The sequence below is a fragment of the uncultured Algibacter sp. genome, from assembly GCF_947490405.1.
Lineage (GTDB): Bacteria > Bacteroidota > Bacteroidia > Flavobacteriales > Flavobacteriaceae > Algibacter_B.
This window is the reverse complement of sequence record NZ_CANLGU010000004.1, coordinates 318,074-332,599: the sequence shown is the minus strand read 5'-3', so window position 1 is coordinate 332,599 and position 14,526 is coordinate 318,074. Positions and strand designations below refer to the sequence as shown.

Sequence of the window (14,526 nt, the reverse complement as noted above, 5' to 3'; positions counted from 1 at the left end):
ACATCTGGCCAAATGTCATTCTTGGTTATCAAGAACAGGACAAAGGTTTAAAATTGGTTTGTTGATTTTAGTAAGAGTGTAAATTGAGGGTAAGACAACAGTAAGGTTTCTTACTATTCTTACTGTTTTTTATTGCAGTTGTTGGATAATCTTGTCTATATCTTCCTTTCCTTTTGGGTTATGAACTTTGTTTTTATGAAGATTATTTGCTTTTAATTGCGTTCCTGTTTTAGTTATAAATTTACCTGAACGCTCTATTGAAGTAGCATTGAACCCTGTAAAGAATGGCTTTAAAACATCTACAATATAACTAAACTGCGTTGTTTCACATTGCAGATAAATTTGCGATTCTGTATTTGTAAAATCTTTTGCTAATAAAAGTTGGTGCAACTGTTCTACAGTTGTACGGTTATCTAACAAATCTATTTTTAGATTTATTTGTTTGAGTACGGTTAATAAGGTTGAGGTGTCTTTGTTTTTATAACCAAAAGAGGTCTTGGGTTTTGCTTTAGACTTTGATGTTTTATTAACTGCAACCTTTTTAGAAATATCTACTTTTTCAATTTTAGATGTATCAAAATCAATATCATAAAAATATTTTTCGGCTATTTCTTGAATTGTGAATCGAGATATTTCTGAATACTGTCCGTATTGCTCTTGAAGTTCGGCATATATGCGTATTGCTGATACTTTTAAGTAGTTTATGATATAATTGTCATCATTATTTAAATCTGCTGTTATTTCTCTTTTATTGATGTAAGTTGCAATATCATTTAGGTACTTATCAAATTTATTAAGCAGAAGGGTAAAGCTGTATTTATTTTCTGGTGTAGTTGCATTTTCAGGAAATTCCTTTACAAATGATGCTACTATACTTTCTGTTTCATTAAAAATTAGCTTTTGGTAGTATTCTTTCTTCGCATTTAAAGGCTTTTTAAAGTTTACTTTAAAAACAGCGTTAGCGGCTTTTGGATTCAATTTAAAACCAGACAGCAAGTATTTAAAATCCTTTTCTTGTCTATTATCTCTATGTAAGCCATTGGTAATTGAAACCAAACTTGAAAATATGCTTCCTTTCATTATAAATCCAGTTGAATACGGTTAGCAGCTTCTTTCTTTTTATCATCAATTACCTTGGCATATATCTGTGTTGTTCTTAATTCTTTATGCCCTAATAATTTTGATACTGTATAAATATCTGTTCCTAATGTCAATTGCAATGTCGCATAGGTATGACGCGCACAATGAAAGGTAATATCTTTTGAAACACCTGCTTTCATTATCCATTGCTGTAATTTTAAATTAGACCAGGCACTATAATGTAAACCATTAAAAACTTTTTCATCTGGTTTGCCTTCTTCTCCTAATATTTCTTTTGCTTGGTTAGATATTGGTAAGGTTTCAGCACCTTTAGTTTTCTTTTGTCTAAAGCGTATGTAATAGCCCATTTCTTTTGAATGCTGTATTTCTGACCATACAAGTTTTTCAATATCTGACCAACGTAATCCAGTAAGGGCTGAAAATATAAAAGCATTTTTCAAAAGTGGTAACTCACATTCTGTGTTAACTGCATTTTGTAATTCATCAAGAGTTAAAAATTCTCGTTGAGGTTCTCCTTGTTTGAAATAATCTACACCATTAGCAGGATTGACTTTTAAAAAACCATCCTTTACCGCTTGCTTTAATGCTGCGCAAAATTTACCATAGTACGAATATTTAGAGTTTTGAGACAATTTTTTACCTGCTCTACCAATTGCATCTTTATCTAAATATTCTTTGAAACGCTCAACAAACGATTTGTCTATATCTTGAAAACTAACATCAGTTGGACAAAACTTTTTCAAATGTTTTAGCATACTATTCCAATTCCCATAATTGCCAGAACTCGTATTTTTCTTTTCTGCTAAAGCTGTGATGTATGTAATAAAACTACCTTTTAGCTTTTCAATATCTTGAAAGCCATAAATACCGTTTTGAATTTCAATCTGTCTTTGAGCACAAATAGTTTCGGCTAATTGCTTGGTTTTCTTATTAACCTCTCTTTCCGTTTTGGTTTTAGGATTAGGTGTAAGGTATAACCGTAAGTATTCGGTTTTACGCTTACCTTTGTGATAGTAATCTAAATACAGACTTATTTTATCATTCTTTTTTCGTTGTCTTAATGTTACTTTCATAATCTACTAATTAAAAAGGTTTTCTATTTGCCATCTTGCTACAATACGCTTTCTACCAAAAGAAACAGCTTTTAAACGCCCTTGTTGTATCATTCTTTGAATGGTCCATCTACTAACACCAATAAGTTGTGAGGCTTCTGTAACGCTTAAAAAATCTTTATTATTTACAGCATTTGGATTGTGAACTTGAACAACTTCTTTTTGTTGTTGCATATCCTTTGTAAGAGTAGCTTGTATTTTCTCCTTACGTTTACGTGCCTTATAAGCTCTTTTAGCACAACTATCACCGCAGTATTTGGTAACTGTTGTACGTGCTGTAAAGGCATTAGCGCAATGCTTACAAGTTTTTGGAATGTATAAATTACTGCTCATAAATGGTGCTTTATGTAGCGTAATGGTGCAACGTGGTGCGTTATGGTGCATCATTTCGCCTATATCTTCGCTAACAGAAATGGGCAACAATTTTGTGTTTTAGGCAACAGATATACAACAAATTTAGTTAAAAAAGAGCAAATAAACAACAAAAAAGAGAAGATAAAATCCTATAAAGTCAACAATAACAAGGGTTTAACAAATAAAAGAAAGTAACTTACTTCCCGATACAGAAATTAGCAAATATATTACCCAATAAATCATCATTAGTAATCTCTCCCGTAATTTCGCCAAAATGATATAAAGCCTGACGAATATCTATAGCCAATAAATCTCCTGATAAACCTGTATCTAAACCTTGTTTTACTTTATCAATGTCTTCAAGAGCCTTCAATAACGAATCATAATGTCGAGAATTAGTTACTATCGTATCATTATTTCTTAGCGCACCAGTATTTACAAAGCTTAAAAGATTATTTTTTAGCTCCTCTACCCCAATGTTTTTCTTTGCTGATAACAACTGCCCGTGAGATTTTTCGTTTTCATTAGAAATAATATTAAGCGCTTGGTTTATAATAGTTACTTCTTCTTCAGAAAGTGTATCAATTTTATTGGCTATAATTAAAAGTGGTTTTTGTGGGTATTTATTTTTAATTTTTTCTATTTCAACTTTAAATTTTGAGCTATTAGATTTATAGTCTGCAGCATCAAATAGATAAATAACAACTTGAGCCTGATCTATTTTTTCAAAGGTCTTTTTAATACCTATACTTTCAACAACATCTTTCGTGTCTCTTATACCTGCAGTATCAATAAATCTAAAACCAATACCACCTATACTTATTTCATCTTCAATGGTATCTCGAGTTGTTCCTGCAATATCAGAAACTATGGCGCGCTCTTCATTTAGTAACGCATTTAAAAGCGTAGATTTCCCCACATTAGGCTCACCAACAATGGCTACAGGAATACCATTCTTTATAACATTACCTACTGCAAACGAGTCAATTAATCGTTTTAAAACAAATTTGATACGTTCCACTAAATCTTTAAATTGACTTCTATCAGCAAATTCTACATCTTCCTCCGCAAAGTCCAATTCCAACTCAATTAGAGATGCAAAATTTAAAAGTTCTTCTCTAAGTTTGGCAATTTCAGAAGAAAATCCACCACGCATTTGTTGCATAGCTATTTGATGAGAAGCCTCATTATCACTAGAAATTAAATCTGCAACGGCTTCTGCTTGAGATAAATCTAACTTACCATTTAAAAAAGCTCTTAGAGTAAACTCCCCTGCAGTAGCCATTCTACAACCGTTTCTGAGAAAAAGCTGAATAATTTCTTGTTGAATATAATTGGAACCATGGCAAGACACCTCTACAACATCTTCTCCTGTATAAGAATTTGGGTTTTTAAAAACAGACACTAAAACCTCATCTATTGTTTTTTCAGCATCAATAATGTGTCCTAAATGTATTGTATGTGTTTTTTGCTCTAAAAGTGATTTCTTTAAAATAACCGATTGAAAGCAAGAATCAGCAATCTTAATGGCATCGTTTCCTGAAAGTCTAATTACAGCAATAGCACCAGCTCCTGAAGGCGTTGCTAAAGCTACAATAGTGTCTTGATTTATCATGCGGCAAAAATACTAAATTTGAAATGCTATCTATTAAAACTTTAAAATCAATACATGAAATTAATCTTGAAATTATGACAACCTTAACCTTAAAAATCAATAATAATTCAATTTAACAACTAAGCATACTTTCTATTCTTCAATAAAACACTCTCATCAATGATTATTTTTCAATACTTTTTAGTAAAATTAAAATTTTTGTTAATCTTTTGTGTTTCTACTAAACAACTTCATAATAATCTGATTTACAAAATTTTAACTAAAATATTCTATGCAAGCATAGTATATTTGCAAACGCTAATTTTAAATTATCACAAAAAAATGTGACCAATTATTTATTGGTGTGTCATAATTTCTGATAACCAAAGCGTACTAATTTTTATCCCCCTAAAGCAACCGAGGTAAAGATTTGCAACAAAATGAAAATTATAGAATCTGATTTTTCAAATCAAATTTTAGAGTTCGTACAGAACCGTTTAGGTAATATCTTCTTCTTCAATCACATCGCGGTTGTTGAGCTTAACGAAGGTGTTCATTTTGATCTTGAAAATGCCCCAATTATTATTAACGAATTAGAATCTTATTTTGGAAAAAGTCAGCCCTATGGTGTTGTAGCTAACCGAGTTAATTCTTATTCTGTAGATTTAATAAACACACCTTCTTATAAAGAAAAAGCAAAAAACTTGTATGCTTATGGTGTTGTTGGTCATGACCTTGCAAGTAAAATGAATGCAGAAATAGAAAACGATTTCTGTGTTTCAGAAAAAGTTGATTATGATAATATCTACGACGCTATAAACAACGTGTACAACAAGGTGAAAAATAGTGGTTTATTTAGCCTCAACTAAATAAATACCATCGGGTTTTATTTCAATTAGTCGCTTTTTGTAAAGCGTACCAACTGCCCGTTTAAAATTCTTTTTACTCATTTGTAACTGCTCTTTAATCAAATCTGGACTAGATTTGTCGGTAAGATTTAAAAAACCGCTATTATCATCTAACTCCTGCATAATACGATCCGCATTAGGTTCTATATTTCTATATCCAATCTGCCCAAGAGCTATATCTAATTTATTACCAGGGCGAATCTTTTTAACAATGCCTCTCAAGGTATCACCCACACTTAAATCACTAAAAATATTATCTTTATAAATAAGTCCTGTATGCTTTTTATTTACAATAACATTCATTCCAATATCAGAAGGATGCGAAACTATCAAATCAACCTCTTCAAACGCTTCAACGGTAAGCTCCTTGTTATCTAAAAACCTATTAGTTTTACTCGAAGCCACTAATCTATCGGTTTTTTCATCCAAATAGCAATGTACCAAATACCAACCACCTGGTTTCATTTTAAACGCCTGCTCTTTAAACGGACAAAACAATTCCTTTACTAAACCCCAATCTAAAAATGCCCCATAATCCGTTACTTGGTTACAACGCAATAATGCAAATTCGCCTCGTTTAATATAAGGCATATCAGTAGTAGCAACAGGTCGTTCCTCATTATCCAAATACACAAACACTTCTAGCTTTTCCCAAATCTTAAAAGACTCCGGTACATAACGATTAGGCAACAAAACCTCATTATCCTCATCATCAATTAAATACACACCATGGTCGGTTTCTCTTAGTATTTCCAGCGTGTTTATCTCTCCTAGTTTTATCATGCGGCAAAGGTAACATTTTATTGTTATGGCGCAACCCAAGGGTCGGGCTTTCACTACTCGCTCCCTCTCCCGATAGCTATCGGGATCGGGGAGCTCAAACATGCCGTTCAATCCCTTGCGCACCTACCTGCTAAAGTCAATTTTAATTCAAAATTTCATAAAAATCTGCCTAAAATTCGCTTTAACAAATTGTATGAAGCACAAAATACATGTCTCACTTACAGTTACTTAATATATTTATCACATATTCTTCAGGATTTTTAATAATTGAATTGTTCTATTATAAAAATCAATCACCATGAAGAAATTAATTGTATTAGCAATATTAGCGCTTTCGTTTACAAATTGCGAGAAACAAGAGTTAAACGACACTGAGCAAAATTTTATTGAAGCTAAAGTTATAGGAACTTGGGAACTTTATCGTGATGAAAATTTAGAATCTGTAATAGATGAATGGACTGGTACAGCGTGGACTAATAAAGATGAGTGGTATCAAAACACAAGAGAGAACTCTCAAATTATACTAGAATTTAAAGCAGATAACACATTTGTAGACCGTTATGCAGATGTTGAAGTAGCTAGTGGCACTTGGTCAATTTTAAATGACGGACGTTTTTACTTTGATTATCTTCAAAACGAAGAATCAATTAATAACAAACTAACACAAAGAAGATACATTACTATACATTGCGATAATACGTATTCAGTAGAAATTGAAAATAACGATCGAGTTATTTATTATTATAGAAAAATGGGAACCGCAGAATGCTCAGATTTAATAGAATACAACGTTGATTAAACAGTGGTAGAATCACACAAAACACACCCTAATTAAAATATTTCTAATACTATTATTACCACAAATTGTAGCCACAACATCTAAGGAAGATGGCTCAAGTTCTGGTTTCCAGTCCGAATATATTATAGACCATAATTCAAGTATAAACTAAATTTTATTTCAAGGAGGAAATTCACAAATTACTATGGAGAATGGGTTCCGTCTAACTCTTGCCTCTAATTTAAATTAAGAAGCAAACCCAATCTCTACAAACAAAACTCTAACATTCAATAATATTAAATTAGTTTTGAGGTTAAAACATAAAAAAAGCGTTACAAATTGTAACGCTTTTTTTTTATCTAAACTGAGTTCTAGTAAACAGACTCTTTTCCAAAATGCTTAGTTAACAAATAGTAAACTACAGCTCTATATTTGTTACGGTTAGATTTACCATAAGTTTCCATAACAGAAGCAATAGCTTCATCTAACTTAGGTCCGTCACTTAATCCTAATTTTTTAATTAAAAAATTATTTTTAACAGTAGCTAATTCAGATTCATCCGATCCTGAAACCGTTGATGCATCTGCATTATATATAGATGGTCCACATCCAATAGTTACTTTTGTTAATAAATCCATGTCTGCGTTAACTCCGCATTTGTCTTTTAAATCAGCAGCATATTTTACAATAAGCTCGTCTCTTTTACTCATAATGATTTCGTTTTAATGTATTAGTAAATAATTTAAATTGATAACTGTTCTAAAGATAACTATTTTTTAGACACAACAAAAAACGGTTTGTCACATTATTACTTAATAAATTCAAAGTAGTTTAAAAGCACTTCATCATTAATATGTTTAGGTGTAAACACTTCCAAAAGCTTGGGCTTCTCTCCTTTTGAGTAAAACGATTTTAAAGAAGATTTTAGCTGTTCTTCATCTGAAACTGAATCATATTCAAAATCATACATCTTACATAATTGTGCCGCTGTTAAATCATGATTCGTTTCAAAATACGTATCAAAATTTTCAGTGTTTTTATGTCCAGGTAAGATTCTAAAAATACCGCCCCCACTATTATTTACAACAAGTATTCTAAAATGCTTTGGGATGTAGTTATTCCAAAGCGCATTACTATCGTAAAAAAAGCTTAAATCTCCAGTAATAAAAAGTGTTGGACTCTCACTAGCAACCGCACAACCAATAGCTGTGGATGTACTTCCATCTATACCACTGGTACCACGATTACAAAACACCTTAATGTTTTTATCTATTTTAAATAGCTGCGTATAGCGTATGGTAGAACTATTCCCTGATTGCAAAATGTAATGGTTAGGGATTGATTTTAAAATATAACTAAACACCTTAAAATCAGAAAAAGGGATGATTTCTAAATAATTTTTATGCTTTTTTAATCGCTGTTGCTTTATTGCTGCCCAAGTTGATTTATAATTACTTTTTACAACATGTGTAAGCTTAGGTAAAAAGGCTTCAAAAAATACATTAGGTGTTTTTTGAATATGATTATCTAAACAAAAAAACGTGTCATTAGCTTGCTTTGGGTCTATATGCCAATGGTGCTTAGGTTGATACTTTCTTAGAAATTGTTTAATTTTTTTAGAAACTATTAAGCCTCCAAAAGTAACAAGTATATCTGGCTGTAACTCCTGTTTTTGGTCTTCAGAAAGTGGTGCAATTAATTGGTCGATACTCGGAAAAAAACTCGAATGATGTAAATTTGATGTAGTTTCAGTTAAAACTATCACACTATCATCATCAGCTAACTCATCTAACCACTTTTTCTCAATTTGGTTTGGCTGATTAACCCCAACTAAAATCATTTTTTTTGTTGCCGAATTCCAGTCTTCTAAAGCGGTCTTTAAAACATAATCTTCAATTTCAGTTTCCTTTACTTTGGGATTTATATTTTTTGGAGTAACACTTAAAGCATCTACCCTTTCGTAAAGTGGCTCATCAAAAGGTATATTAATGTGTACAGGGCCATTTTTAAGTTTTGCAACGTTTATAGCAGTATTAATTTCTTCTTCATTATGAGTTTGAATATCCTTTTGTAAGCCTAATAAGCGTTCAAACTTATCCTCAAGGCTTTTCATTATAGGCAACTCTTCATGCTCAGGCACATTCTTTTCATCTTTTAAATCCAGCTTCAAATTAGCAGAATACAAAATATGGTTTTCATAAACATTTTTCTGATTTATGGTTTGCCCATCACCAATACCAACTAGATGTTTTGGTCTATCTGCCGATAAAACTACCAAAGGAATATCACTATAAAACGCTTCCGAAACCGCTGGGTAATAATTTAACAATGCACTTCCAGAGGTGCAAACTACAGCTGTTGGTTCTTGCAATTGTTGCGCGATGCCTAATGCAAAAAATGCAGCACAACGCTCATCAACAATACTGTAGCATTTAAAAAAATCATCATGAGTAAAACCAATGGTTAATGGGGCATTTCTGCTTCCAGGAGAGATTACTATATGCTTTATGTCTTTGGCTTTACAAAGCGCAACAACAGTTTGGGCAAGCGGAATTTTTGGGTATATCATGCAATTTTAATAGATATACAAAAATAAGAAATCGTTACTTAGTTTATGTGCTATAAAGTACTATATTTACCCAACTATTTAACAAATTCTTATGAAACTTAAAACGATTTTATTTAAACATGCTTTATGTTTATTAGTAACCATTTCTTTTTTTAGTTGTTCTGATGATAACGACAGTGATGATGTATCAAGTTGTAACGACTCTGTTATTCCTTTTTTAAAAAAGGGAAATACTTGGACTTATAATATTAAAAGTTTAGGAATAGATAATGGTCAATTAACCTTAACGGTTAAAAATTGTACTGGAGACGGTTTTGCTGTAGATATGCTTGCCACAGACTCAACATTTGATGAAATACTTACTAATGATGCATTTTGGAAAGAAACTGATGATTTTATTTTAGCTGATGTAGCTGATAACGTAGGCGCTAAAATGTTTAGAAAAAATGCTCAACTTGGAGATACTTGGTCATATACTCAAGGCGATGGCGGTATAACTACCCACGAAGTAATTAAAATAGATTCTGTTGTAACAGTACCAGCAGGGACTTTTACCTGTAAAGTTTATAAGTATACTGCAACTGATATTTTTAACGAATCTTTTGTGTTTTGGAATGACGAAATAGGGCAAATTAAAGAGGATGCTGGGTTTGTTAGTACAGAACTTACTAGCTATACCGTTAATTAAAACCCAAAAATCATATAGAGTTAAGTGTTATAATTCGTTATAGCACTTTTTTTATAGTTTTAGTTTTGCTTACCGTTTCTAACCATTCGCTCTCTGCGTTAGAATGTTTTGTAATACCGCCTCCAACATAAATAATAGCCTCGTTATTTTTAATTTGCATACAGCGTAAATTAACATACAATTGGGTGCTACGCCGCTTTACAGCATAAGCTCTATTTTCAATATTTCGCTTACTAGAACGAGGTGCTATCGTTGCTTCACAATTTAATTCGCCTAAAAAACCTGTGTAAAATTCTCGATTATAGTTCTCGTGCTTTAATATAAATTGCTTAGCAGCTTCCTTTGGTAATCCGCAAACCGCTGGTGTTGGATGCAATGCTCTAATAACTTGCTTTAAGGGTGTACCCTTTTTTAACTGAGCAGAAATCATGGTTTTTAAGTGTACCAAATTTCCAGCTTTTACCGTTTCCACATCCGAAACTTTAAAACTTTCAACCGCAGGTTTTAAATTATCTATTATAAAATCGGTAACAAATTGCTGTTCTTGCTTTTCTTTATTTTGCCAAACCACATCTAAACTGCCTTTGTAATCTTGTGTGCCTGCTAATGCCATAATAGAAAATCGAGAGCCTTCAATTTTTATTAATGTCTCGGGGGTAGCTCCCAACCACAAGCCAATTTTTGGATGATACCAACAATACACAAATGCCGATTTATAAATATTTAAAAGACTTTTAAAAATTGAAATAGGATTTGGTTCTGAAAGTGTTACAGTTTCGCTTCTGGACAAAACCACCTTTTTTAAATCTGTAGTTTTTAGAGTTTCTACACCTTGTTTTACGAGAGTGATGTGAAAATTTTTCGAATCAGTTGAAATATTTTTGGGCATTGAGTGGATTCCTGCCTGCGCAGGAATGACAGAATATTTAGAGTAACTTATAACCTCAGAAAGTTCATCTGGAATTAGCACCGTTTTTTCTGCATCATCAAAAGGAGAAAAGACAAAGCCTTTTTCAGTAAAATCGTCTACAAAATATGTGGCATCATTATTTTGTAAACGCGCAATAAGAGTTGCTTTATTGGGTTTTCTGTAGGCTACAAAAGGACGTTGGTTGCTATATTGCGCTTTAATACGCTCAAAAAAATCTTGCAATGCTTTATTTTTTTCTAGGTAATGAAATGGTTGTTAGCTTACATAAAGAAATTAGATTATCATCATCGTCAGTCACCTTAATTTCAAACAATTGGGTGGTTCTTCCCTTATGGATAAACCTTGCTGTAGCATAAACATAACCTGTTTTTACACTTTTTACATGGTTTGCACTAATTTCAATACCACGTACAAAAGTATGCTCTAAATCTAAAAGTAACTCTGCAGCAAAACTCCCAACGGTTTCTGCTAATGCTACAGTAGCACCACCATGAAGCACACCATCTGGCTGATACACTCTTTTATTTACGGGCATTCTTCCTACTACAAAATCATCACCAAAATCGACCATCTCTATCTCCAAGGTTTCCATTAACGTGTTTTTGGTAATGGCATTGGCTCTTTTTAATATGTCTTCTTTGGATAATTTCATCGGAATCTTTTTTATTTAAGCAGTTGTAAAAATACAAAAAGCATAGGTAATCTTTAGCTATTCATACATTGATTCCTCTATTAATTAGCATAACAAGGTTTAAGTAATTGGTATAAACTTAAAGGCATTGCATATATGCATTACTTAATGCGATATACATAATATGTGTTTGTTTTGGAATTTTAAAATAAGAGTGATACACTATAAAATCTCCAGATTTTGAAGGTTTTTATGATTGCGCTTATCGTTTTTGTGTATGGTTAGTTGCGGGTTTGTATGCGAGGATTTTCCGAAGGAAAATCAGAAGCTAGCAAACAAAGTAACTCACATTGGTTAAGGATAAAACTAGCAATTTTTTATATACTGTGTTGGTCATTGTTTTTTATTCAGTCACTTGTCTCATTAATTCAGCTCCAAATTTCGATAATCTAAATGAGTCAGAAGCGATTATTTCGTTTTTTGGCAATTCCTTATCTTCTCTATACAAATACGTTTCACTGGTTAAAGCTTCTTTAAATTTTGGTGGCTCTTCTTCAATCAATCGTAGTCTTAAAAGATTATCAATTAATAGTGGTCCTGTATGAAAATCCGAATGACTATTCCTTATTAAATCTCCTCTGTCCAAATAAGGTCTATCGTCACTAGTCATTATATAACTTCTTGATTTTGCATAGCTCAAAAGATAAAGTTCATTTACTGAAATCTGGTTTAAAACTTGACTAAATAGATGGCAAGTATTAAATTGGTTTTTTGGGTTCATTGCATTTGCCAATAATTTTGCCCAACTATCTTGCATAATTTCATCCTCTTCAAATGAAGCATATTCTAGTAAAGTAGTAACATCCTTAATCGGAAGTTTTTTAGGCGTTTCAATTCCTTTACTTTTTAAATATTCACGAGCTTTTGTTATAATATTTACTTGGTTTTTAAACCTCCAATATTTTACCTTATCCGTAAAAATTCCTGTTCCTTCCATTATAGGTGCAGCAATAATTTTTTCGATAAAGTCCAATGCTTTTTCGGCTGCAATTCCAATTCCATTTGCTATGTCAATATTCTTATTTTCGCTCATTTTCTCAAATTATGCCCAACGTTTAGATATGGTTTCATTTTAATGAACTATATCGTTCGATACTGAAACAAATTCAGCACAAGCAAGCAAAATTAGAATTTTCTTACCAGAATATCAATAAACTGCACAACGTATTATCAAATAATTATAAACAAAAAACCTCCCTAAACGGGAGGTCTTGTTAGAATATTTTAAAGGCTACTATTCTACTAATTTTTTTCCAGTAATCTCGCGCCCACCTTGAAAAAGCGTTACACTTTCTACTTTTCCAGTAGCATCTCTATTAAATTTTAACTGTGCTTGTACCACTTTTAAATAAAACTCAGTTTCATTTTTAGGAAAAACATCAAATACAGGTTGTCCTGTAGCTTGTGTTTTTAACTGGGTGCCTTCTCGGGTTATGGTTAGTATAAACCCAGGCATCAATTCGTATTTTCCTAAATAGGTGTCTAAAATGGCCTCTGATACTTTAACCTCTTTTTGCAAATTGCTAACATCATCACCTAACTTTTTTAAATAATCAATACCGTTTTGGTTGTTTGGGTTTAACTCTACAGATTTCCTGTAGTTTTTTATAGCCAAATCGGTTTTACCTAAATTCATTAAGGCTTCGCCATAACTATCATAGGCATTGGAAGACTTTGGAAACGCTTCAATAATTAACTTAAATACTTTAGCAGCAGACTCGGTTTTACCGCTGCCCATTAGCTTATATCCCATAGCATTCATATCACCTTCATTGGTATCATATAGTTCTGAATCTTTTATGGTATTATAATGTGCTAGTCCCGCTTCAATACCCTTTTCTTCAATAACCGCATATAATGCCTCTGCAACCGATTTTTTAGGCATGCTGTAATCTTTACCATTTAAAATACCATAGATTGCTCGTGTTATAGAATTTAGTGGTGCACCGCCTGTATTACTAAAAAGTACAACTAAAGATTTGTTTGAAGGTGCTCTGGAAATATTGGTATTAAATCCATTAATTCCGCCACCATGCCCGATGGTATAAATGCTATCCTTAGACTTTCCTATTTTACTATAACCTACGCCCCAGCCGTAAGCATAATGATTATTGCCCCATGCAGGAATATGAGCTTTAAAATACATATCCATGTATTTTTTAGGTAACAATGTATTGGTGTACAACCCTTGATCCCATAAGTACAGATCTTCTACCGTTGAATACATAGAGCCTGCCGCATATGGAATGGACATATCTAAATACCTAGAATTTTCATAACCACTTCCATTTCTCTCATAGCCTGTGGCACGTTTCTTTAGTATCTCACCATGGTGATCATACCCGGTATTAATCATATTCAGGGGTGTAAATATCTTTTCGTGTAGCAATGCTTCGTAAGTCTTTCCGCTTAGTTTTTCTACTAATACACCCAATAAAAAGTATCCTGAATTACTATACTTGAATTTTTCTCCTGGAGTGAATTCTAAATCCTTATCCTGAAATTTCTTAACAAAGGCTTCTGGCGTGTATGGGTTGCGAGTCTCATTTTCCATAAACCCAGGAAACGATGTATAATTTGGTATTCCTGAGGTATGTGTTAACAGATGGTGTGTTGTTATTTTATCTCCACTTGCTTTGGGATACTCTGGTAGGTATGTTGTAATAGGTACTTGTAAGTCTAATTGTCCTTCCGAAGCTAATTGCAAAATTAGCATCGCAGTAAATTGTTTGGTGATAGACCCTAAACGGTGTTTGGTATCTGAAGCATTAGGAATATCCCATTCCATATTCGCCATTCCAAAGCCTTTTTTATAAATAACTTTACCGTTATCTGCTACCAATGCAGAACCGTTAAATTTACCATACTCAGCATATTTACTAAGGAGTTCATTTATTTTATCGACTTTGGATTGTGAAAATACGGCACTTGAAACAATTAATAAAGCTAGTACTAGCCCACTTGTTTTTAACCATTTAAAATTTGAAATTGATTTCATAAGATGATTTTTTGATTGA

Annotated in this window: 14 protein-coding genes; 3 read left to right on the top strand and 11 right to left on the bottom strand. The window is 32.4% G+C overall.

The genetic code is table 11. The features are described 5' to 3' along the window. Positions 1–129 precede the first annotated feature (129 nt). The 4 genes from Q0772_RS11220 to mnmE form a co-directional block, all read right to left on the bottom strand. On the bottom strand, positions 130–1,080 hold the full coding sequence (locus Q0772_RS11220; protein WP_298344466.1) for a DUF6617 family protein: 951 nt from the start codon (positions 1,078–1,080) through the stop codon (positions 130–132). Continuing rightward, entirely contained in the window at positions 1,080–2,174 is a 1,095-nt protein-coding gene (locus tag Q0772_RS11215; protein WP_298344464.1) for a site-specific integrase, read from the bottom strand. Before Q0772_RS11215 ends, Q0772_RS11220 begins: the two co-directional genes overlap by 1 nt. A gap of 6 nt (positions 2,175–2,180) precedes the next feature. Beyond that, on the bottom strand, positions 2,181–2,633 hold the full coding sequence (locus tag Q0772_RS11210; RefSeq protein ID WP_298344461.1) for a helix-turn-helix domain-containing protein: 453 nt from the start codon (positions 2,631–2,633) through the stop codon (positions 2,181–2,183). 130 nt (positions 2,634–2,763) lie between these two features. Then, positions 2,764–4,182, bottom strand: a complete 1,419-nt coding sequence (gene mnmE / locus Q0772_RS11205; RefSeq protein ID WP_298344458.1) for a tRNA uridine-5-carboxymethylaminomethyl(34) synthesis GTPase MnmE — start codon at positions 4,180–4,182, stop codon at positions 2,764–2,766. 419 nt (positions 4,183–4,601) lie between these two features. Here mnmE and Q0772_RS11200 point away from each other — a divergent pair, with 419 nt between their 5' ends. After that, a complete protein-coding gene (locus Q0772_RS11200; protein ID WP_298344454.1) occupies positions 4,602–5,030 on the top strand; it encodes a hypothetical protein in 429 nt (142 codons plus the stop codon). Here Q0772_RS11200 and Q0772_RS11195 read toward each other — a convergent pair. Then, on the bottom strand, positions 5,013–5,852 hold the full coding sequence (locus Q0772_RS11195; RefSeq protein WP_298344451.1) for a S1-like domain-containing RNA-binding protein: 840 nt from the start codon (positions 5,850–5,852) through the stop codon (positions 5,013–5,015). The genes Q0772_RS11200 and Q0772_RS11195 overlap by 18 nt on opposite strands. Positions 5,853–6,150: 298 nt before the next feature. Here Q0772_RS11195 and Q0772_RS11190 point away from each other — a divergent pair, with 298 nt between their 5' ends. After that, positions 6,151–6,651 (top strand): hypothetical protein, encoded by a 501-nt coding sequence (locus tag Q0772_RS11190; RefSeq protein ID WP_298344448.1) that lies wholly within the window; start codon positions 6,151–6,153, stop codon positions 6,649–6,651. Positions 6,652–7,001: 350 nt separating this feature from the next. Here Q0772_RS11190 and Q0772_RS11185 read toward each other — a convergent pair whose 3' ends face one another. After that, a complete protein-coding gene (locus Q0772_RS11185) occupies positions 7,002–7,340 on the bottom strand; it encodes a DUF2853 family protein (protein WP_298344445.1) in 339 nt (112 codons plus the stop codon). Between the two features lie 98 nt (positions 7,341–7,438). Beyond that, on the bottom strand, positions 7,439–9,199 hold the full coding sequence (locus tag Q0772_RS11180) for a thiamine pyrophosphate-binding protein (RefSeq protein ID WP_298344442.1): 1,761 nt from the start codon (positions 9,197–9,199) through the stop codon (positions 7,439–7,441). A gap of 91 nt (positions 9,200–9,290) precedes the next feature. Between Q0772_RS11180 and Q0772_RS11175 the strand changes: the two genes are divergently transcribed. Further along, positions 9,291–9,887 carry a hypothetical protein gene (locus Q0772_RS11175; RefSeq protein WP_298344439.1) on the top strand — a complete coding sequence of 199 codons (597 nt, stop codon included), beginning with the start codon at positions 9,291–9,293 and terminating at the stop codon, positions 9,885–9,887. 37 nt (positions 9,888–9,924) lie between these two features. On the opposite strand, the gene Q0772_RS11170 is transcribed toward Q0772_RS11175, so the two are convergent. From Q0772_RS11170 to Q0772_RS11155, 4 genes are all read right to left on the bottom strand, one after another. Continuing rightward, positions 9,925–11,040, bottom strand: coding sequence for a chorismate-binding protein (locus Q0772_RS11170; RefSeq protein WP_298344436.1), 1,116 nt, complete (start codon positions 11,038–11,040; stop codon positions 9,925–9,927). A gap of 4 nt (positions 11,041–11,044) precedes the next feature. Beyond that, positions 11,045–11,470, bottom strand: a complete 426-nt coding sequence (locus Q0772_RS11165) for a PaaI family thioesterase (protein ID WP_298344433.1) — start codon at positions 11,468–11,470, stop codon at positions 11,045–11,047. 382 nt (positions 11,471–11,852) lie between these two features. Beyond that, a complete protein-coding gene (locus Q0772_RS11160; protein WP_298344430.1) occupies positions 11,853–12,542 on the bottom strand; it encodes an Abi-alpha family protein in 690 nt (229 codons plus the stop codon). A 201-nt stretch (positions 12,543–12,743) separates the two neighbouring features. Continuing rightward, positions 12,744–14,507 carry a serine hydrolase gene (locus tag Q0772_RS11155; RefSeq protein WP_298344427.1) on the bottom strand — a complete coding sequence of 588 codons (1,764 nt, stop codon included), beginning with the start codon at positions 14,505–14,507 and terminating at the stop codon, positions 12,744–12,746. Between the last annotated feature and the right edge of the window lie 19 nt (positions 14,508–14,526).